This window comes from Rufibacter soli (assembly GCF_054781795.1).
The window spans coordinates 377,899-400,186 of the sequence record NZ_BAAGTS010000002.1; the positions used below are offsets into that span (position 1 = coordinate 377,899).

14 protein-coding genes are annotated in these 22,288 nt (G+C 47.8%); 2 read left to right on the forward strand and 12 right to left on the reverse strand.

The window, feature by feature from the left end:
- Nucleotides 1–2: 2 nt before the first annotated feature.
- The 10 genes from ACYVJQ_RS03630 to ACYVJQ_RS03675 all read right to left on the reverse strand — a co-directional run bounded on the left by ACYVJQ_RS03630 (nucleotide 3) and on the right by ACYVJQ_RS03675 (nucleotide 14,520).
- Nucleotides 3–398: a hypothetical protein gene (locus ACYVJQ_RS03630; RefSeq protein ID WP_460891695.1), complete on the reverse strand. Its 396-nt coding sequence runs from the start codon at nucleotides 396–398 to the stop codon at nucleotides 3–5.
- Nucleotides 399–770: 372 nt separating this feature from the next.
- Nucleotides 771–2,318 (reverse strand): nucleoside/nucleotide kinase family protein, encoded by a 1,548-nt coding sequence (locus ACYVJQ_RS03635; protein ID WP_460891696.1) that lies wholly within the window; start codon nucleotides 2,316–2,318, stop codon nucleotides 771–773.
- A 5-nt stretch (nucleotides 2,319–2,323) separates the two neighbouring features.
- Nucleotides 2,324–3,874 (reverse strand): lipopolysaccharide biosynthesis protein, encoded by a 1,551-nt coding sequence (locus ACYVJQ_RS03640; RefSeq protein WP_460891697.1) that lies wholly within the window; start codon nucleotides 3,872–3,874, stop codon nucleotides 2,324–2,326.
- Between the two features lie 79 nt (nucleotides 3,875–3,953).
- On the reverse strand, nucleotides 3,954–5,045 hold the full coding sequence (locus ACYVJQ_RS03645; RefSeq protein ID WP_460891698.1) for an NAD-dependent epimerase: 1,092 nt from the start codon (nucleotides 5,043–5,045) through the stop codon (nucleotides 3,954–3,956).
- A gap of 23 nt (nucleotides 5,046–5,068) precedes the next feature.
- Entirely contained in the window at nucleotides 5,069–5,251 is a 183-nt protein-coding gene (locus ACYVJQ_RS03650; protein WP_460891699.1) for a hypothetical protein, read from the reverse strand.
- Nucleotides 5,252–5,280: 29 nt separating this feature from the next.
- The gene (locus ACYVJQ_RS03655) at nucleotides 5,281–5,802 is read right to left on the reverse strand and encodes a UpxY family transcription antiterminator (RefSeq protein WP_460891700.1); all 522 of its coding nucleotides are present in this window, start codon (nucleotides 5,800–5,802) and stop codon (nucleotides 5,281–5,283) included.
- 145 nt (nucleotides 5,803–5,947) lie between these two features.
- On the reverse strand, nucleotides 5,948–8,272 hold the full coding sequence (locus ACYVJQ_RS03660; RefSeq protein WP_460891701.1) for a GumC family protein: 2,325 nt from the start codon (nucleotides 8,270–8,272) through the stop codon (nucleotides 5,948–5,950).
- Nucleotides 8,273–8,293: 21 nt separating this feature from the next.
- On the reverse strand, nucleotides 8,294–9,004 hold the full coding sequence (locus tag ACYVJQ_RS03665; RefSeq protein ID WP_460891702.1) for a polysaccharide biosynthesis/export family protein: 711 nt from the start codon (nucleotides 9,002–9,004) through the stop codon (nucleotides 8,294–8,296).
- 207 nt (nucleotides 9,005–9,211) lie between these two features.
- A complete protein-coding gene (locus tag ACYVJQ_RS03670) occupies nucleotides 9,212–11,536 on the reverse strand; it encodes a hypothetical protein (protein ID WP_460891703.1) in 2,325 nt (774 codons plus the stop codon).
- Between the two features lie 659 nt (nucleotides 11,537–12,195).
- On the reverse strand, nucleotides 12,196–14,520 hold the full coding sequence (locus tag ACYVJQ_RS03675) for a T9SS type A sorting domain-containing protein (protein WP_460891704.1): 2,325 nt from the start codon (nucleotides 14,518–14,520) through the stop codon (nucleotides 12,196–12,198).
- Nucleotides 14,521–15,876: 1,356 nt separating this feature from the next.
- Here ACYVJQ_RS03675 and ACYVJQ_RS03680 point away from each other — a divergent pair.
- Entirely contained in the window at nucleotides 15,877–17,055 is a 1,179-nt protein-coding gene (locus tag ACYVJQ_RS03680; protein WP_460891705.1) for a polysaccharide lyase, read from the forward strand.
- Between the two features lie 424 nt (nucleotides 17,056–17,479).
- Nucleotides 17,480–18,241, forward strand: a complete 762-nt coding sequence (locus ACYVJQ_RS03685; protein WP_460891706.1) for a polysaccharide lyase — start codon at nucleotides 17,480–17,482, stop codon at nucleotides 18,239–18,241.
- 175 nt (nucleotides 18,242–18,416) lie between these two features.
- Here ACYVJQ_RS03685 and ACYVJQ_RS03690 read toward each other — a convergent pair whose 3' ends face one another.
- Together ACYVJQ_RS03690 and ACYVJQ_RS03695 are read right to left on the reverse strand one after the other, a co-directional pair.
- Entirely contained in the window at nucleotides 18,417–19,838 is a 1,422-nt protein-coding gene (locus tag ACYVJQ_RS03690) for a T9SS type A sorting domain-containing protein (protein WP_460891707.1), read from the reverse strand.
- Nucleotides 19,839–19,982: 144 nt separating this feature from the next.
- Nucleotides 19,983–21,482, reverse strand: a complete 1,500-nt coding sequence (locus ACYVJQ_RS03695) for an exopolysaccharide biosynthesis polyprenyl glycosylphosphotransferase (protein WP_460891708.1) — start codon at nucleotides 21,480–21,482, stop codon at nucleotides 19,983–19,985.
- Between the last annotated feature and the right edge of the window lie 806 nt (nucleotides 21,483–22,288).

Below are 22,288 nucleotides of genomic sequence, written 5' to 3' on the forward strand. Positions count from 1 at the left end.
ATTTAACCTAGATCTAAGTGCTGCAATAAGCTTTCTGCCGTTAAGGCAGGGGTACCTTGGGTTGAGATAACATATTTGTTTTTACAACCTGAGCTTTGGTAAAGCTGGAAAAGGTAGCCATTGTGCTTGTTCAATTCTTCCAGCCGTTTGCTGGCTTCCATGGTGTCAAACCTGCTAAGAAACGTGCCCCTGTGCTGGATTCTTTCAGCAGCAGTGGGCATGTCAACGTCCAGGTAAAAAATGTAATCGCACTTAAAATGGAAGGCTTTTAGTTTGGTAGCTAATTGTTGGTAAGAAGTACTTTTAAAGATAGTGGCAGACCAAAGTTCCTGGATGATCCATTGTTCCAGCAGTACCAGATCAACCTCCTTGCTGCTCATGAGTTTGGCTAGGGCCATATCAAAGACAGAAAGCCTTGCCAAGCGGTAAAGAGAAGAGAAACTGAAAAGACCATGAGCCGCCAAAGTAGTGGTGAACAAGAGCAAATGGCGGCCCCTTGCGGCAAAAGTATGGACCAAAAGAAGCAGTTTACTTTGCCAACTCAGTGCCTGTATATAGTCTTTTATGTCTTGCAGGGTCAAGACTTTCACTTTCTCTTGTGCAAGCCTGTCTACTACCTGATTACAGGTTGTAGTTTTCCCTGCGCCAGGGGGGCCAGCCAGTTCAACAATGAGCGGTTGGTGCCTATGACCAGGTTCCGAGGGGCTTTTTTTTCCGGGCTTGGGGTGTATTTCAGCATCGGCAATCATATCAGTCTTTCATTTTCTTCGCTAGGCATAGGCCTCCCATATTTCTTTTTTAATGGCTAGGAGAACCTCCTCCAAGGGTTGGGAGGCGTCTATCACAACTACTTTGGTTTGTTTTGGGAAAGTGAGGGCCTTTATACCTTCTATTTTATTCTCCAGCATTTGAAGTGATGTTTCCCCTGGTTTTCTGGCTTCCACCACCCGGGCATCGGCGATTAGTTTAAAGGCAATGTCTGGAGAGCTATTGGCTATTTTAGCATAGAGGCTGCCCTCATATCTGGCTAAAGCCCTAAACAGAGGATTGCCAGAAAAACGCAGGTGATGCAGCAAAGGCCCATCATTATAGCCCATAATCTGGTTTTGGGGGAAACGGTCACAGATAACCAGCATACCCATCTTTTTGGCTTCCTGCATTCGGTGCAGATTTCGTTTCTTTTCAGCGGCCACCAGAAGAGCCTGCATGCACCGGTACAGATTCGCTACGAACCCTCTTTTGGGTTTAGGGTAAAGGTTTCCCGGTCCACGGGTCATTCCTTTTTTAGGAGATGCGCCTACCAGGGCCCTGGCTTTTGCCAGTACTTTTCTGGGCCAGGAGGAATTGCCGTCTCCTCTGCCAAAGTATAAACTATAGACATCCAGCTTCTGTTGAAAGGTTTTCCGGAGGTTACTGGTCACCGTAGACTTTCCGGAACCATCTGCCCCTACAATGGCTATGGTTAGACCACCCCGAGGGTTGATTCTTCTGGAGATAATTGGCCGGTTGAGAAGGCGTGGTAATTTGCTTAACGTCCTTACCATGGCCTCCCGGTACCAGCGCAATAACGAAGCGGTAACTGGGTGATATAGCCTGCTTTCCCTGAATTCTGCCCGTACCAGGCGTGCCAATTGGAACAATCCTTTCCGGTTAGTGCCTTCCAGAATTAATTTCAGGAAGGGGGCATGATTTGGTACCAAACCCTGCAGGATGATTTCTATCTGGGCTTCCGTGGCATTTTCCTTTAGCCATTTGTGCTCCTGCAGGATTCTTCCGGTGTATTGGGTTCTGTTGAACAGATAAATCATGATGATATCTCTGGTCCTCAACTTAAAAGCCTCCCTGAGATACAGCAGAATCAATTCAAAGGAGGGGTTGGTATGGTAGATGCCATATTTCTCATGAAAAACCCTGGTTGCCAGAATATGATTTTCAAAATTGAGTTGGTAGCCTTTCAGGTAGTTTTCGCCCATAGTTAGCTTGAAATGGGCATGCAGGTGCACTACCTTTCCTGTTCCTGCGTCAAACCCAATGTAATCCTCAATGTCTTGGTATTGCTTAGATTCAATGGAGGTAAACTTTCTGAAATCAAGTTCCCTTAGCAAATACTCTATCTTTTCTTTCTGGCCTCTGTCAAACAGCACGTCCAGGTCTGAGTCTCCTAGCATAGAAGCTCCCAGGTTCTCATTACTCTTCCAGTGGCAATACAGAATTTCCTGTTCATGGAAGGTGGCGAGAAGGGTATCAATGATGCTAAGCGAGGTGGCAGGCTCAACTAGGTCCTTATGCGGCGGGTAATTCTCAACTAGGCTTTCCATGCGGCTTATATCTTTTCAGGGGACAGGTGCTTCTTGAATTTCTGGGTAATCAGTTTGCCAAACAGGCTTTTGAGGTCATCACTTATGATAAGTGTTGGAAGGTACTTGAGCAGAATTAGAACCGTTAAGACGGTGGCTGCCGCATTGAGGAAAAGAGTTAGCATAGGGGAGTGAAAATAGGTTCTGCAGGCAGTTACCAGAAAGTAACTTGAGGAACCTGTGATCACTCCTAGTAGAATTCCGTGCAGATGAACCTTTACCATCTCCAGCCAATGAATGCCGGTGAGGGTAATGCTTAAATGGGCCATCATAAGAAAGTTTAAAACCAAAGTTATGGCCACCCCCCAGGCTACCCCTGTAAGCCCCCAGAATTGGCCTATATAGGAGCCAACCACAACCAGAACGGCGTACAATACCTGGCGCCACGCTCTTTTGTAGACAGCGCCGGTGGCCCGTGCCAGGGAGTCACTCATTTTATAGCTCATTCTAAAAAGGAGGCTACACGCCAACACCTGGAAGGGTAGGATCACATCTGCCCATTTGGCTCCCAGCAGAGTTAAAACTATTTCAGGGGCCATTAGCACAAACTCAATGCTTAATGGAATAGAGATGAGGGCAATGAGACTTACGCCGGTGAGGTAAGCTCTGCCCAAGCGCTCTTTGTCATCCTGCACCTTGGCCATGGCCGGAAACAGGGATTTGTCCAGGGCATTTCCAAAAAGGCCGGCGGGCATGACCATGAACTGGTAGGCGCGCCCATAGATACCCAGGGCTGCGGCGCCCAGCATACGGCCTACAATGAGGTTATCTCCCTGGGTAGCTAAAAAATTACCCACTCTGGCCATGGTCATGCCCCCGCCAAAGGTAAGCAGCTCCAAGAATGCCTTCTTTTCAAAGCCTGGTCGTTTAGGAAACGGTTGGGTAATGACCAGGAAAATCACGTTCAGGACTGCCTGTAAAAGATGTGCCGTCACCAATGCCCACACGCCCCAGCCTATATACGCCAGGAATATGCCGGCTATACCAAAGCCTATGGCATAAGAGGAGACTTCAATGGCCGCAATGGTCTTAAACTTCATTTCCCGCTGCATGAGCGCCTGGGCAATGAGGGTAAAGGAATCTATCAGAAAGATGCAGGAGATAGCCCTCAGTACAGGCGTTAACCCCTCCATTTTGAAGAAAGTGGCAATAAGAGGCGCTGAAATAAGAAGACCCGCTGCAAAAAAGAGACCCATTGCCAGGGACATGGTAAACCCTGTGGTTAGGTGCCTGTCTTCCAATTCTTGCCGCTGCACAATAGCGGGTCCCACCCCCATTTGGGTAAACATTTTGGAGAATTCTACCACTATCACGGCAACTCCTACTAAGCCAAATTCCTGGGGGCTTACCAGTCTGGCCAATACAGCCAGTACTCCCACCTTAAGTACCACCTGGATTCCGCTTCCGGTAATAAGAAACAGGAAACCAGAGAAGGTTCGCTCCGTCAGCCTTTTGTCTTTTGAAAGGGGGGCACTCTCTATTGGCAAAGCAGGCGCTTGTTGTAAAAAATCAGACATTGGGGTAAAGAAATGGTAAGGCAATAATTACTGAGAATGGCACAACTGATATGCTGTTTTTGGCCTTAGGTAATGGGGCTTAGTGGGGGATTTCCTCGATATGAAGCTCTGCTACTTTTTCAACGGGGTAATACCCCTTAAACCATTCCGTGAATTTTTTTAACCCATACTGGATGGTGGTGTTGGGCTTGTAATTGAAGTTGTTGATCAGGTCATCAACATTGGCCCAGGTAGAGATGACATCACCTGCCTCAATGTCTTTCATTTCCATGATGGCCTTTTTCTCCATACAGTTCTCCAGTTCCTTTATGAAGGTCATGAGTTCTATGGGTTTGTTATTGCCTATGTTGTAAATGCAGTAAGGTGCAGTGGAGCGGGAGGGGTCTGGTTTTTTGGCATTCCAGGTGGTAAGTGGTTCGGCCGGTTTGTCCATGACGTTGATAATGCCTTCCACAATGTCATCTATGTAGGTGAAATCTCTTTTCATCTTGCCATAGTTGAACACCTGAATTGGCTTGCCCTGAAAGATAGAATCGGCAAACAGGAAATAGGCCATATCTGGCCTACCCCAAGGGCCATAAATGGTGAAAAAGCGCAGGCCTGAGGTAGGAATCCTGTAAAGGTGGCTGTAGGTATGAGCCATCAGTTCATTGGCCTTCTTGCTGGCGGCGTATAAAGAAACAGGGTGGTCTACCGCATGTTTAACAGAGAAGGGCATGGTTTCATTCAGGCCATAGACACTGGAGGAGCTGGCATACACCAGGTGCTTGATTCTGGTATGCCTGGCGGCCTCTAAGACATTTAGAAAACTAACCAAGTTAGACTGTGCATACGCATCTGGGTTGGTGATGGAATACCTGACCCCTGCCTGGGCCGCTAAATGCACGATCACATCAAACCCCTCTTTGGCGCAAAGTGACAGCAGTTCGTGCTTGTCCTCCAGGTTCATTCTCATAAAGCGGTAACCCGGGTATTTCAGACTTTGGACTTCGGTGTGCCATTCCACAAGGTCCTCTGCAATGCCACTTTCCTCTAACCGGGCAAACTTAAGTCGGGGGTCATAGTAATCGTTGATATTGTCAATCCCTACCACTTCATCGCCTCTGGAAAGCAGTTGTTTGGCTAAATGAAAGCCAACAAATCCGGCTGTGCCTGTAACTAATACCTTCATGTCTATTTTTAAATTAGTAGTTGTTACTGGATGGTGGAAGTAGTATTGAAATGCTTTTTATAGCGGGCAATTGGGCTGCTCCAGATGCTTTTATAGGAGCCGAAAGGCGGGACGAAGAGAAAGTAGCGCTGTGAACGAACACTCCTTTCCAGGGTAGTAATCTTGGTATTGGAGACTAGGTGCTGAAGGCTGGGGATGTATTTCAATTTCCTACACTGCCAACGCTACAGAACCACTAATGGCCTACAGAAGCCAATACCTCCACTTGGGTTTTAGGTACCTCTGCATACATGGTAAATCCCAGGGTTGGCAGGGCAACTTTGAGGGTTTTGTTTTTAAAACCGATCACGGTACCTTCTTTGTCAGCCAGCGATCCTGCATTTACTTTTATTTTGTTGTAAAGGGCTACTTCTGTGCGTTCTACCAGCACATTGGCGTAGCAGGCCAGGAAGTCTTTAATGGTGGTTATTTCTTCTTCCCTAATTTCGGCGGGCTGGCCTAGCCAGTACACCAGATGGAGTACCCCGTCTATCTTTTTCAGGTCATTCAGTTGTTTTTCAGAGGCCCGTACAAAAACATAAGAGGTGAACAAGGGCTCCATAACCGTCTTCTTCCGGTCACTCCATTGCCTGGTTACTCTGTTTAAGGGACAGTAATGGACAATGTCTTTTTCTGAGAAAGAGGAAGCCACTTTCTTTTCCCAGCGGGGCTTGGTATAGACCGCGTACCATTTTTCCTGCATAGCCATAGCGCACATAGACAACAAGACGGACTTTTAAACACAAAGCTTCGCTTTCCTCAGTCACAGGTGGTGACCGGGTGCAATTGTTAGAGGGGAGTTCAATATTCCAAGCGCTGAAAGTGCTTAGAAGGCGGAGAGAATGTAAGGTGATGTAATTTCCTTAGGCTTTTGCCCTGGTTTTATAGGCCTGATAAGCTTTTTCACCATAGTTGTACTCGTGCCCGTAGCCGTAGCCATAGCCGTAATGTTTGTCAAATAACCCTCTTGGCTTCACGCCATTAAATACAATGGCCACGTTGTTCAAGAGTTTTATTTTATTGCTCATGGTAAGGCCCTGCAAGATCCTTTTTGGGGTATAAGAATGCCGCATGACCAGAAGCGTAATGTTGCAGTACTCAGCTAATAATGAAGCCCCCGTTACAATATCAATGGGGGGCGTGTCTACCAGAATATAATCAAACTCCATTTCAAGGTAGGCGAACAAACTCTCCAGTTGGCCATTCAACAGGAGCTCGGTGTGGTCTCCGATCTCTACCCCGGCGGGCACTACAAACAGGTTGTCATAGTGGGTGGGGTGAATGATGGCCTGCGGGGTGATTTCTCCTTTCAGGAATTCAATTAGGCCATATTGCTCTTCCAGGTCAAAGCGGGCGGTGGTGGCGGCCTTCATCAAGTCAAAATCCAGGAGCGCAACTTTCTTGCCTGAAGTAGCCAGGCTATAGGCCAGGTTGGTGCTGACAAAGGTCTTGCCCTCGCCTGGGATGTTGGAAGTGACCATGATCTTCTTTTTGCTGAAGGTTCGGCCGTACAGGCCCAACGAAGCCCGTAATTGCCTGAACTGTTCAATAATGAAAGCTTCTGTAGGCGCTTGAAACGGCCCAGGCGTGGTGTTCTTTACAAAGGCCAGTTCAGCCACAATAGGAGCATTGGTATGCTTCTCAATCTCTGACCTGAACAGTAACTTGCCTTTGACTAACTCACTGCCAGACACAAGCGCTACCCCAGCAACACAGGCCATCATGGCCGCTATCAGGTACAGGTACAGCGGCCTGGGGCTTACCGGACCCATGGAAGACTGCGCCATGTCTACTATCCGGGTATCTTCGGCGGTAGGGGCATAAGACAACACCGTTTCCTCCCTCTTTTGCAGAAGGAAATTATAGGCGTTGTTTTTGGTCTCCAATTGGCGGCTTATCTCCAGTAATTCTCTTTCTTTTTTGGGTATGGTCTGTAAAACCGCATTGTATTGACTGCTGGTGCTGGACAGGTTGGCCCGGCTAGCCTGTAATGCTATCCGCTGGTTCTGGATATTCTCTAAAATGCTGGGCCGCAATTTCTCAATCTCATCTACCAGAGAGACCAGAATGGGATTGCTCTCGCCGGTAGTCATTTTCAGGCGCTGGTACTGTGTTTCGGCTTCATAAAGCTGGTGTAAAAGCTGTGAGAGCACCGGGTCATTAATGCCTAAAGTAGACGGTACTATGCCATCTGAGTTACCTTTAAGAAGGATGTACCGGTGTACCTTGTCCAGCACCGCCAGTTGTTGGTTGATCTCTGCTATACTGCGGTCATTCTCCCCTACATTGTTAAGAAAAACCTTTCCCTGCTCACTCAGGTTAACTACCCTCTGCGTGGATTTGTACCGGACCACCTTATTCTCCAGCTCAGCCAGCTCTTTGCCTACCATCTTAATCCTTTTCTCTACAAAGTCCAGCGTGTTGGCAGCCAGTTTATTCCTCTTGATAATAGCCACCTGGTTGTAGGCCTCTATAAGGTTGTTGAGAATAGCTTCCCCACGCTCAGGAGAAGCATCCTTTAAGGAGAAATTGACGGCAGTAGATAATTTGTTTTCCGCTTGTATAGTCAGGTTGCGGCTTATCTCGTCAATGGCCCTTTTGGGGGCTATGATGGAGAAATACAGCGGGGCATCTGTGGAGGAGGTCTGTTTGGCGTTTCTGGTGAATTTCATAACCCCGTAAGGAGTAGTAACCCACCCGCCCAGCGGGTATTTCTTGGTATTGATTTTTACCCTGTTTTCTGAGGGAAGATACGTGAAATGGACCTTCTCCCTTTCCTGTACATGCTCGGGGTTTCTTACCTCTATTTGAATGGGTGAAGTGGCATAGGCGGGAATGGCCCTGAACTTCTGTTCCTCATAAATCGGGGCGTAGAGGTTAAGCTTGTCTACCACCTGTTGCATCAAGGCCCTGGACTGAATAACCTTTATCTCATTCTCTACAATGTTATTAGAGGTGAAAGCATCAATGGACTGGGTCATCCTGGACTCATCTACCCCTTTCTTCTCATCTTTGATAATGATAGTGGCCGAGGTCTCATACAGCGGTACCGCAATATAATGCAGGTAAGCCCAGGCTCCAGCTAAGGAAATGGTGATCAAAACAGCAAACAAAGGCCAGAAGGGAATGAATTTATGCGCGAAGGAAGCGTGTAAATTCTCCTCTTGGTTGGGTGAAGTACCAGTCATAAGTACCTGTCTTAATGTGAATCAATTCAATAAACGGTCCATTGCTACTATCACTACGGTAAGCCCGCTAAAGACTAAAGGCAGCCATTGTCTGACTGGGTTAGCCGAAGCCACCTTCGCTTTGTCTGGTTCTACATAGACAATGTCATTTGATTGCAGGTAGTAGTAAGGCGAGGTTAGGAACTCTTTTGAATTCAGGTTAATCCGTTTCACGATCCTTTTCCCCTCTTCCTCCCTGATTACCATGACATTGTGCCTCTTTGCATAGATAGTGAGGTCTCCGGCAAGGCCCAGAGCCTCTAATAGGGTAATTTTTTCGCTGGGCGCGTTCACCACTGTAGGGTTGGCTACCTCGCCCAGCACCGTTACTTTATAGTTTAGGTACCTTATGTTAATAATGGGGTCTAGTAAAAGCTTCCGGTTAACCAGGTTTCTGGAAATCTCGTCTCTCAGTTGTTTCTTAGTGAGGCCTGCGGCCTTGATATTGCCTAAAATCGGGAATTGGATATAACCATCTGAGTTCACCAAATACCCAGAAACACTTGTGCTGCGACCCGCCGCCATGTTCACAGATTGCGCATCGCTCTCGTTGGGGCTGTTGAATATTTTACTGGCTTCTGGGTTGAGGCTACTAACAGAAATGCTTAGCAGGTCGTTTCTCTGGATTAAGGGTTCTATTGCTTTAACTTCTGTGGGAATGACGGAGTCTTCCACGTCATTAAAATAAACCACGTTTCTACTGTTTACGCAGGCTGTAAAAACAAGTAAGGATAAAATTGGAAAGAAAACATTTAGTTTTACATTCTTTACGCCTGGGTTCATATCCTGCTGCTGGTTAAGTAGATGGCACTTATGTTTTGACAGTGTTTATAGGTTTTCACCCTTTTGCTGCAGCTGTTGCCTGGTTAGGTGCCTATTGCTTACAACAACTGGTAGCTACTATTTCACAAGCAAGAGCCTCAACGTTTTGGACGAGGCCGCTGCCTGAAGCCTTACAAAATAAAGGCCCTGGTGCAGGTGGTCTCCCTCTACAGAGGCCGTGATCTGATCTTTGGGAGCGGCAGTCCCTTCCTTGAGAATGCGTATTGTTTTGCCTACCCCATCATAGAGCGAAAGAGTATAGGGCCCGCCTTCTGGCAAGGAGAAACGAACGGAAGTGCTGGTGGAAAACGGGTTTTTGGAAGCCGTAAACATAAGGTCACTTTTGGCTTGTGCCTCCTGCCTGGTCACGGCCAGTTGGTTAGAGGTGGCCTGAGCCGTAGAAACCCCGTCAGAAACCAGCCAGCCCACCGCCTTAAGGCTAAGGGGTGCCGCCACGTTGGTCACCAGAATCACCGCTTCTGAGCTAAGGTTTTCCTTGCTGCTGGAAACGTAGTTATAGAGCCCTTTTATAAGGGTGAACGCTCCCCCGAAGCTAATAGCGGAGGTAGAAGATTCTTTGTACAGGATATCCCCGCCGTTTTCTACCGAGGAATAAACAATCCTAAGTTTACCCGTTGTCTCATTAAGAATAACGCAGGGCCGGGTTCCGCCGTCATTGGTTACCTCATAGGCATTGTCCCAGACACCATTTGGCCGGCGTACCAGCAAAACCAGTTTGGGGTAGCCCAGGGTCTCATAGCTCGTCTTCACGGCGCAGTACAGCGTACCATCTGCGGCCACCTTTATATTCAGGTGGTCATCGGCGAAGCCAGTGCCAATGTTGAGCGCCGACTGGGAAGCGGGCACCTCATCTGCGGTCCAGATGGCGGGGTCTGTGCCATTGGCGTGGGTCCTGAACCCAAACTGCCTGGCGTTCTGGTCAGACCACAACACGCCTATTTTGCCGGGCATGGCGATGAGGGTGCAAATGTCATCATCCTGAATGCCAGAGGCGAGGGTGATAGGTTTGCTCCAGTTGGTATAGGGCGAATCACTCCAGCGCACCAGCACTGTGCTGGAACTGTCTGAGGCAATCCACATGCGGCCGTTCCCGTCCAGGTCCAGCGTGGCGGTCTCTGTGCCTTGCTCAAAGGTAAGTGAAACCCGGGCCGGCTGGGTTTGCCAAAGTTGGTACGTACCGGTAGCCGCCACGTACTGGATGGTTACCAAATAGGAAGTGTTGTTGCCCCTGAACAGCAGGATATGGGTAAGATCGCCAACCTTTTTGCAGTCAGCGCGGGCAGAGGTTCCAGAGGAGACCTTTAATTGGCGGGTCCAGGAGGTGCCATCCAGGCGCCACAGGTAAATGCCAGCGCTGTCTGGTAAAACAGCCCATTGTTTGCCCCCGTGCATCCAAGTCTTGGACTGGGGTTTATCTGCGGTGTTGGTGGAGATAGAAAGCGGGGTAAGGTTGGTGATGGAGGCAAAACCCGGCTGGGTGGTGACCGGCTGCTGAACGGTATATGCTTGCCCGCCGGTGAAGCCCCCATTAATAGTGTTCCCTGCCATATCTTTTATGCTGGTGCCGGAAGGCTTCAGATCCAGGCGAAGGGTCCCGTCACCTGATACGCCTGTCACGGTCACATCATAGGTGCTGTTGTCTGAAGTTACCGCCGTTGAAGTGGAAACCAGGCCGGTAGCCGAGCCGGTAAGGCTAAGGGAAAAATCTGTTGGGTCTACGCCTTTCACCTTTTCTGAGAAAGTGGCCCTGAAGGTGAGCTGGGTCTCTGAAGTGGTTGCCGTGGAAGGGCTTTGCCGGTCAATACTGACCACCGTGGGGGGCGTTTTGTCCTGAGAGACCAATTCCAAGTCAAAGGCCATGTCTGAGGTATTCGCTTTGCTTTGATGTATCTCTACGGCAACCAAATTCGCCCCGGGCACCAGTACTAAGCCACTGAAAGCGAAGCTCTGGATTTTAGTGCCGCTGTCAGAAGCGTCTTTTGAGGCCAGGGTATTGTAGGCTATGGAACCGGTGGGCATGTTGTTGCGCAGTACCTCGGTGCCGTTCACGTAGATCACCACCCCGTCATCGCGCTTCACGTTGGCGGTGATAGTGCCCAGGACGACGGGATCTGTCACAGAAATGACCTTACGGAAGTAGGTGGTAATGTATTTAGAGCTGGCAGGACCAGAGGTGATTTGTGTGGCAGCGTCCCCAATGCCATACCCAAATTTCCCCACTCCCGTTTTCCAGCCCGATTCATCAAAGCTACCTTGGGGCGCAGGCAACTGACTTCGCCAGGCAGTACCCTGATTAGAGCCATTGTCCAGGTACCTCCAGGAGGAACCAAAGGAAACCAACGTAGTTTGGGCAGTCACCTGTAAAGATAACAACCAGGCCAAGGCCAATAAGAAAGTAAAATTAGCTCGCATAACCACTTCGTCTGCGCGTAAAGAGAGTAGGGCTTGGGGCTCTTCCAAAGAAAAGGAAGCCCATACTGCATGCTTATTTACCTAACAGGCAACCGTTAAATAAACAACTTAGAACAACTATTTCCTGCTTTGTGACCAACGATGAACCTCTTGCGGGCTAACGTTGGAAAAAGCATCCGGGGAAGCGGGTTATCTATGTGTTAAGAGATTTAAATTAATATAAAATATAGAATAAACCAAATTAAAATTTAACATTTATAATAAAATTTATTTCTTATATACCTATTTGAATATATTTTGTTTCCTGTATTGCAATTAAATTTTAACAATTGGCTCCTATCTGTTTCGGGCCTGTTTTCTGGAAAACAGGCCCGAAACAGATGGGAGCCAAAGAGAGCCGTTCTTATATTAAAGCCAAAAATTTTGTTAGGTCTAGTGGTGATTAATGAAGGCATAGGGCCTAGCTTTGACAAGGAGGGCGCAACTAAGCAAAGGTGCTGGTTACCTAAGGCCAAAAACCCTGGTGTCTGTTTTGAGCCTGTTTTTTGAAAAACAGGCTCAAAACAGACCTAACTATCTAAACTAGCCAAGGCATGGTGCTTTTGAGTAAGACGCTCCTACCCAAGGCGTTAACGAGTGCGCACCAGCTTCAGGGTCTTGCTCTCTGCGGCACTGACCAACCGGACAATGTAGAGGCCTTCTGACAGGCTGGAACCGTCAAGGGTGACAGTGGCATTTTCCCCGGCCTGTGCTTCCCCTTCTTGCAAGAGTTTTACCTGGTGTCCATTCCTGTCATATAAGGCAATGGAATATTCCCCGCCCTTAGCAAGGGTGAAGTTGAGGATATTGGTGCCGGTAAAGGGATTAGAAGTTGCAGAAAGTCTGGTAGCAGCCGGCGCCACCTGACTGCTGGCCCCTACTGTTGTAGCGGAGGTTCCATCATGAAACAGCCAACCCACCGCTTTTTCAGTGTTTGAAGCCAGCACCACGGTCTCTGTATCATAAGGGTCCTTGGCGCCGGTCACGTTGTTGTATTCACCCTGCAATAGGGTGTGTGAAACCCCAAAGGAGATGTTAGAGGTAGAAGACTCTTTATAAAGGATGTCTCCGCCGTTTTCTACCGATGTATAGAACACGCGCAGTTTGCCGGCCGCCTCATTTAGCGTGACCATGCCACGGGTGCCGCCTTCCGGGCCATCTGTGGTGACGGTGTAAGCATTATCCCAGCTGCCCGAGGGCCGGCGCACCAGCAGAATTACCTTGGCATAACCGGGTGTGTCATACCCGGTCTTCGCGGCACAGTACAGCGTGCCATCTGAGGCTACCTTCATGTTGAGGTGGTCATCGGCGAAGCCAGCGCCTTTATTGAGCGCCGATTGGGAGGCCGGTTTCTCATCTGCGGTCCAGGTGGCGGGGTCTGTGCCGTTGGCGTGGGTCCTGAAGCCAAACTGCCTGGTGTTCTGGTCAGACCACAGTACCCCAATCTTGCCGGGCATGGCTATCACGGCACAGATGTCATCGTCGGTGAGGCCTGAGGCAACGGTGATGGGGTTGCTCCAGGTGGTATACGGCGAGTCGCTCCAACGCACTTCTGCGGCAGAGGAGTTATCAGAGGCTATCCACATGCGGCCATTCCCATCTACGTCCAGCGTGGCGGTCTCAGCGGTAAGGTTTAAATTAAGGGTCACCCGGTTTGGTTGGGTTTGCCATAACCGGTAGGTGCCAGTAGCAGAAACATACTCCAGGGTGACCAAGAAGGAGGTGTTGCCTCCTCTGAACAGGAGAACATGGGTGAGGTTGCCCACTTTCTTGCAGTCTGCCCGGGCGGAAGACCCATATATTTTCAACAACCTGGTCCAGGAGGTGCCATCCAGGCGCCACAGATAGGTGTCGCCGTCTGAAGAAAGGATAGCCCATTGTTTGCCCGCGTGGGTCCAAGCCTTGGATTGGGGCTTTTCAGCGGTATTTTTAGAGATAAGCACCGAATTCAGCGCAGTTACGGTAGCGGTGCCCGGTTGGGTAGTGGCTGGCTGGATGGTATAGGTCTGCCCGCTGGTATAGCCCCCGCTAATGGTATTGGCGGCCATGTCCTGGATGCCGGTACCAGAGGCTTTCAGGTCCAGGCGAAGGGAGCCTTCACCGGAAACGCCGGTTACCTGCACGTCATAGGCTTGGTTGTCTGCATTGATGGCAGTAGTGGTGCCAATAGAGCCTATGGCGCTACCAGTGGCGTAGAGCGTGAAATCATCTGCGCTCACGCCCTGCACTTTCTCTGAGAAGGTGACCCTGAAGGTAAGTTGGGTGGCACTGGTGGTGCTTTCACTGGGGCTCTGCCGGTTGATACTATTCACATAAGGGGCGGTCACATCTCCTGGGGTGGAGCCTCCGGAGGCTTTTAACTCCAGGTCAAAGGCCATGTCTGAGGTGTTGAGTTTTTGTTGATGTATCTCTACGGCCACCAGGTTATTGCCTTCCACGAAGGCAGTGCTGCCAAAGGTGAAGCTCTCTACCCGATAGCCGTCTTTGTCTGCGCTCACCGCGGCCAGGGTATTGTAGGCGATGGGGCCGGTGGGCATGTTGTTGCGCAGCACCTCGGTGCCGTTCACGTAGATCACCACCCCGTCATCGCGTTTCACGTTGGCAGTGATGGTGCCCAGGGCCGCCGTGTTAGACAGGGCTATTGTTTTCCTGAAGTAGGTGGTGACGTATCTGTCCTTGCTGGTGGTGCTATTACTGACAACGACCGTGTTGGCATCAGTGATGCCGTACCCAAATTTGGCTGTACCCGTCTTCCAACCGGTTTCATTAAAGGAGAGGGTTTGCCAGGCAGTACCTTGGTTGGAGCCGTTGTCAAGGTATTTCCAGGTGGAGCCCATAGAAATGAGGGTGGTCTGTGCAGCGCTTTGGAAAGTGATTAGTAAAGCGAGTGCTGAGAAAAGAATAAGTTTTTTCATAAAAAGGCGGCTTTCAGGTGAGGGTACTTCTTTCTAGACCTTGATGAAAACTAAAAAAGGCTCTTCCCCAATCATAAATTGGGTGCTGTGCCTTTGGTTGAACCTATGGAAGGCTTGGTTTGTATTACTGCGCCTCTGCCTTTGTACAGGCAAGGGTAGATTTACAGAATATGATGGTCAGGCTTCTCTATTTATTGGAAGGTTGATGAGTGTTGGAGATTACGCACACGTTGGCAGCCATTCTTATTCCTATAAAATACAGATAGTGGTAAGGGCAAGTAATCTGGTCCAAAAGAATATCCTCTGGAAAGCAGACAGTTGAATGGGGGACGAAAAGCAGAACTGATTGAAAATTATACGAGATCCATTAACAGGAGGTGTTAAATAGGATAGAAATAATGATGGGTATGATATTTTGGTACTAAAAACCTGCTGTTGTTGGTATTTTGACCAAAGGGTTAGTATAAATACCCGTGTAGTAAGGGCTCTCTTCTGGTGAGACTGCTTTAACACCTGGGCATTTACCTTCTGGACACTCTAAATCCTTTTAGCTCCTACCAATTGGTAGCATCCTGGTCAGGCCTAAATTCTCAGACACAGCCAACTTCCTTTCGCTTTCATCCTTACTCCGTGCTCTTACAACTAAGGTTAACTCTATTAAAGGGTTCACATTTTGGTGTACGGAAGAATCTGGACCTGGCATCTTCCTACAGGATGCTTTCACTGCCCATCCTGGATAAACTAAGGTAAATACATGAGATTGGAAGAGAAGAGGCCGGCAAAACGATAAGTCAGAAAAGTTATTGCTTTTAATTAGTTAAAATGCTGTCTGGTAATTTAAAAAATAGGCGGTAATTACGCTTAAATAAGCTGAAATGTTAAAACTATATATATGGTATTAACACTTGATATATTGCCTATATTATTTACTTTTTTTAGCTGAATAAGATGAGAGTAAAATAGAGAAGGGAAAAATGTGGCAAACTAGACTTTAAAGCGGGTTTTTGGCCCAAAAAAGGGCTAAAATATTAAAGATGTGTAATCTATAAAAGATTGAATATAATAATATAAATAAAATTGGCCTTAAATGATATAAATCTAAGAACTACGTAGGATTTTTTAAATGGTTTCGGATTTGGTAAAAAAATTGTTTCTAAGTTTGTACTACGAGATTCATTTACAAACAGTTACAAACTTTTTTTAAAAACAATGAAATTTAAAATCAATCGTGCATTACTTCCCATTTTTATGGGTGCAATTTTCTTTTCATGTGAAAAAAATGAGCTAGATGAATTAAATGTAAATTCAGAAAATGCTAGCTTATTAACCAGCTCTAATTTGATATTTGAGGAGACAATGGAAGGTTCAAGTCCTTTTTCTGCTGCCCACAGTATAGAGGTAGGTGACTGGGACTATGCCTTGCAATATGTGTCTAACCCACTGTTTCAGGGTTCAAAAGTAGCCCGCTTTGAAATTAGAGAAGATCAGCCCCTAGTGAAGGATGGCAAACGCTCTGAAGTGACTATTGTGAAAGGTGCTGACGGTGCCATCACTAAGAACGCCTGGTATTCATTTGCCGCTTACTTCCCAAGCAAAGGGTTTGAATATGACTCTGAGCGTGAGGTGATCAACCAGTGGTACCAAAATGGTAGCCCTGCCACTTCTATCCGTATCCATAAAGACCGTATTATTCTGGAATCTGGTAATACCGAAGACTCTAGAAATCAATATGACCTGGGTGCCGTTCCTAAAGACAAATGGACTGAGTTTGTTCTACACTTCGTTCACTCTTATGGATCTGACGGTCTGATTGAAGTATGGTTGGATGGTACTAAAGTGAAAACCTTGAATGGTGGTAACATGTACAATGACGTGCTTCCTAAATGGAAAATAGGTCTTTACAAGTCGGCCTTCAAATACGGTACTTCTGATGTAGACTACAGAGTTCTTTACGTGGATAACGTTCGGGTAGGCGGTGCCAATGCCACTTTCGCAGACATGACTTCTAATGCTTCTGCCACCACCAGCACTACTACAGGCACTACCACTACCTCTGGTACTACCAGCACAAGCGGTACTACCACAACTTCCGGCACTACCACCACCTCAGGTACAACTACTGCTTCAGGTACTACCACTACTTCTGGTACCACTACTACCAGCAGCACACAACAGCAAGTGGTAAGCTTTACGCTTGTGAACTCCAGCACAGATAAAGACATTATGACTATCTCTAACGGAGCCACTATAAGCATGGGAGCCTTAGGTGTAAGCAAGTTCAACATTAGAGCTAACACCAACCCAGGTACAGTAGGAGTGGTTAAGTTTGACCTGACTGGCGCGGCCACCAAATCCAGATTGGATGACGTAGTACCTTACGCCTTGTTTGGAGATGACAGAAACGGTGACTATAACAACTGGAGCCCAACTGTAGGATCCTATACCCTTACAGCTACTACTTACGCTGGTAATAAAGATAAAGTAGGGGCAGCCACAGGACCGGCTTATACTATCAAGTTCTCTATCACCAAATAGTATAGCCCAAAAGTAAGATTGCCACTTTTAGTTAGCCTAACCAATCGCCTCGGATTTTCTTTAAAACTAAGGCAGAAGTGAAGGAACACATTAGAGGCAATTTACCAAAGAAGAAGCCCTGCTTAGTGCAGGCATAAAAAAAAGGAGTCGCTCTTAGTAGCGGCTCCTTTTTTTTATGCCTTATACCATTTGCCCATGGTTCCACTTTCGGTATTGGCAAATTGAAGGGTGATGATCTAATCCCGCAATTTTACCTTTGGATTTAGGGCCAGGCCGCTAGTTACTTTTACAGAAAACCAGTATATTAATAGAGTGTTAGGTGTATAGTGCTATGCGTAGAGTTATTCCCTTAATCTTTATTAGCTGCCTGGGAGCCTTAACTGGCGCCCAGAAAATAAAGGGTACTGCCCAGCCTGGTCGCCAAATGCCTTCAGAGCAGATAAAGCTTAGCTCTCCCTTACTTTTTGAGGAGACCTTTGAAACGGGAAAGCCTTTCTCTACAGCCCATGGCATTGAAACCGGTTCCTGGAAATACGCTTTAACCTACGTCTCCAAACCTGTTTTCAGGGGGAAAAGGGCCGCCCGCTTTGAAATTAGAAAGGACCAGCCCTTGATCCAGAATGGGAAAAGGTCTGAAATTACGGTAATGGGAGCGGCTACCCATAAGCATAGGTGGTATTCCTTTGCTACTTATCTTCCGGCAGAAGGCTTTGAGAAGGATACCGAGCGGGAAGTAATCTCTCAATGGCACCAACGGCCAGATTACCACCTTGGGGAAAAACCTTCCAGCCCCGCTACTTCATTACGGGTAAGCAAAGACCGTTTTGTATTAGACACCGGTTTTAATGCTGACCTGGTGTCTGATGGTGTGACCGCAGAATCCAGACAGAAAATTGACCTGGGCCCGGTGACCAAAGATACCTGGCATGAGTTTGTGTTCCATTTCATCCATTCCTATGGTCCAGACGGACTGCTGGAGGTATGGCATAATGGTAAAAAAGTAGTGAGCCTGCAGGGAGGCAACATGTACAACAATGAAGCTATGCCCAAATGGAAAATAGGCTTGTACAAAGCCGCCTTCAAAACCGAGAAGTCTATCGTGACCAGGAGGGTTATTTACTTTGATAATATAAGGGTGGGAAGTGAAAGAGCATCTTATGCAGCTATGGCTCCAGGCAACGGTTAAAGTATGTAGCCCAAGCCTGGTTGCAGCCAGGTTACTCACTATAAAAGCCGCAGAAAGGCCAGAGGCGTTTTGAGCCTGTTTTTATGAAAACAGGCTCAAAACGCCTCTGGCCTTATTGGGTATATGGTATGACCACTACTTTACAGTGAAAGCAGTTACTAACTGCCTGGACAAATCACCATTCATGTAGGAGCCGCACCGTAGATTCTCCTTCAGACTTCGTGCGAAGCCTCACCAGATAGAGTCCCGCTGAAAGGAGAGACCCATCCATTTCCACCAGGTTTACTTCCCCAGGTTGGGCGGTGCCGGCTTTAGGGGCACCCATTATCACTCCTTTACAATCATACATACTAATGGTATAGTCGCCTCCTTGCTGCAACACAAAACTTACCACGGCCTTGGTTAAAAAGGGATTAGGAGCTGCTTGCATAGCCAGGCCTTTAAGGGAGGGACCGTCTGTGGCCAGAAACGTGACCGCCTTCATATTAGGCGAAGCCACATTTGTGGCCAGAAGGATCACTTCCTTGCTGTAGGTGGTCTTGGTGGTGGTGACATAATTATAGAGCCCCTCTATTAAGGTATAGGGCTCGCTGAATTCCAGTTTTGAGGTAGAGGATTCCCGGTATAAAAGGGCCCCGCCACCTTCATTGGAGCTGTACACCACTTTCAACTTCCCTGCATCTTCATTTAAGATCACAATGGGGCGGGTGCCGGACTGAGACACCTGGTATAGCTTGTCCCAGGAACCATTGGGGCGCCGTACCAGAAGGGCGAGTTTGGGGTGGCCTGGGGTGTCATAGCTTGTCTTCACCGCGCAGTACAAGGTCCCGTCTTTACCGGCTACCATATTCAGATGGTCATCGGCCATGCCCATGCCAATATTTACCGCAGACTGGGCCGCCGGCAGTTCCAGTGCTGACCAGGTGCCTGGGTCTGCGCCGTCTGAGTGGGTTCTTAAGCCAAAGCGCTGGGTAGTCTGGTTAGACCAAAGCACCGCTATTTTTTTTAAGGAGGGCAACATGATAATGGCACACATCTCGTCCTTCTTTCCGCCGGAACCCAAGGTGACGGGGGCGCTCCAAGCAGTGTAGGGAGAATCACTCCATTTTACTTTTGTTTCCCCGGCGGCAATATAGGCCATCCACATGCGGCCCTTGGTGTCAATATCTATGGTGGCTACATCTGTGCCTGCGTCAATAGCAATGGCTACCTTCTCTGAGCTTTTCTTCCATAGAAAGTAGGATTTGGCAATAGGGTTATATTCTGCAGACACCAAGTAGGTAGCATTGTCACCCCTGAAAAGGAGAATATGGGCCAGGTCATCATTGATCTTGCAATCTGCTTTGGCATAGTTCCCTACGGCAACCTTCAGGTTCTTGGTCCAGGTGGAGCCGTCTAGGCGCCAGATAAAGGTTCCTTCGTTGTCTGTGAGCACAGCCCAGTATTTGCCGGCATGGCTCCAGACTTTTGACTGAGGCTCATCTGAGGTGTTTGTGGCAACAGGAAGAGGATCAAGGTTGCGGACAGTGGCAAACTGAGCCTGTAAACTAAATGGGATGAGCCATACGCAAAATAATATTAGGGTAATTTTTTTCATTTCAATACCGGTTTAGAGCATTTTAGGGGGTTAATGAAGCAAAGCAGACATACAACCGGCATCTGGGTGGGAATACCGATAATATGTATTGATGGGGGACGGGCGCTTATCCGGGTTCTTACTAAAGCACAATTTAACTTTAAGCTAAAAGGCAGTGGTGTGTACTTTTCTACTGAAGATGGTGAGGAAGATGATCTTGATATCCAACCACAAGGACCAATTCTCTACATACCATAGATCATGGGCGGTACGCTGCGCCTTTTGCTCCTTGGTGTCTGTGGGGCCTCGCCAGCCGTTCACCTGGGCCCAACCGGTAATACCTGGCTTGAAATAGTGCCGTACCATGTATTTGTCTTCGCTTTCCTGGAACTGTTGATTAAGAAAGGTGCGGTGAGGTCTTGGGCCCACCACGCTCATATTGCCAATCAAGACATTGATAAACTGCGGAAGCTCATCCAGGCTGTACTTGCGTAACACCTTGCCAATGGGAGTTATTCTGCCGTCGTTTACTTGGGTAGAAAGTGTTCCGCCGGTAGCCGTGTCATTCTCCCGCATGCTCCTGAACTTAAAGACCTTGAACGGAGAACCAGATTTACCGATTCTTACCGGGCAGTAAAACACCGGGCCCGGAGAGTCTAGCTTAATGAACAGGGCGATGATTAGGAAAACCGGTGACAAAAGCAAAAGCGCAAAGGTGGCGAAGACTTTGTCAAAGGTGTTCTTAAGCAGAAAGGCAAATGTCTCATCCAAGGGCAGTTGGCGCACATGCAGTACATCCATGTTGCCATGCCGCTTTATCTTATAGTTTTTACCAAAAACACTTTCATAGTCAGGAATGTACTTCACCCTAATACCGTGGTAGTCTGCAGCCTCCAGAATGCTTTTCATCTTTTTGGAGGGTTTAACGGGCAAGGCAATCACTATCTCATCTACGGGGTTGTCCCGCAGGTATTCCTTCATGCCCTTGAGTTTGCCCACTACCTTTTCATTTTTGACCTGGCATTCTTCCTTCTTGCATTTAATAAAGCCTTTTATCTGGCAGTCAGGGTCATGGTCTTCATAGTAATGGTCTTCAATGTTTTTGGCGATGGATCCTACCCCTGCAATAAGAGTATATTTCTTGTGGCCTTTTTTGGCAGTGCGTCCTTGACTGGATTTCTGTTTGGGATCTGGGTCGTCCTCGTTTCCTGGGGCAGATATGGTTGGGTGGGAGTTTAAGGTGAGAACGGCGTCTTCCTTGGGCCAAAGGCTACTCCCGGGGGCACCATTCAACTTAAGGAAGAGGAGGTTGTTACAAACAGAGGCCACAAACAGGCTAATGGAAAAAGCCACCGCAGAGTGCACCACGGGCACCGCGAACGCAAATAAGGAATAGGTGAAAAGGGTGAGCGCTATAAGAATGGAATACCTGATCTTCTTCCTCTGTATTCTGGAGGTAACAAGGCTCCCAGTATATGATTTGTAAAGATCAAAGCATTGGTCTGCCAGTATTCCTATAAAGGCCAGTTTGGCTATAAAGAACCAGACAGGCTCTTGGTGCCGGGTATTTTCCAGAAAGTAGAAGGTGAGCAGAAATAAAATGGTGACAGTGATTAAATGCCTTCCGGAGAATGTAGGCGGCCGCTTGTGTATCAAGTTTTCCATAGCCTTTCAGAGTGAATAGAAAATAAATTTTAGCGCTTCCCTTACCATAAACCAATAAGGGAACTCTAAACCTTCGCCTTGCCAGGGGTGCTCACTACACAGGAGTTGAAATAGAAAGGATAGGAAAGGCCCTGTTGCCAGAACCAGTTAGCGTATATTGCCAGAGAACGTGTTTTCCAGACCTTTACCTCCTGCCCATAGTGGCAGCTGTTTTCCGTTTCAGGTAGATGCAGGATTTCTCCACAGCTTTACTGCGGCCTCATCTGTCTGTAGGAGTAATTGTCAAGTAGCCTTTAGGAAGGCTTTGTTTAAGAAAAGGTGACCATGGTTGCATTCCATTAGCAAAATGCGGTCTTGTGCCTACTTGTGCGGGAAAAACCTGCCAGACACTGAAGGCGCTACATGTACAGGGCTATCAGAATGCGGTCACTTTTAGGAATGAAGGAAATGGTTTCCTTTCAGTTTAGTTCTGCAAGAGTGTTTGAGGCTTATCTTCAGCTGTCAGGTGGTATCTTTGCGCTTCATACTCTTTCCAATTTGATTTACTAGGCACGCGCGTCTGGAAACTTGAGAAAATACAGGCCCTTTATCTGTTGGCTGGGGGAGAACAGATAAATATCAGAAGAGAATCAACTGCCTACATATGGGGGAGAGCTAAAAACGATACGTTTAAACCTTTAGTTTGGGGGAATAAGGGTAATGAGTCTATCCATACGCTATCTAATTAATTGAGACCCTACTCACGCACTTAGAGGGAAGCGCCAGCAGAAATTAGTCTTTCCCGAAAGCCGGAGTATTAAACTTTA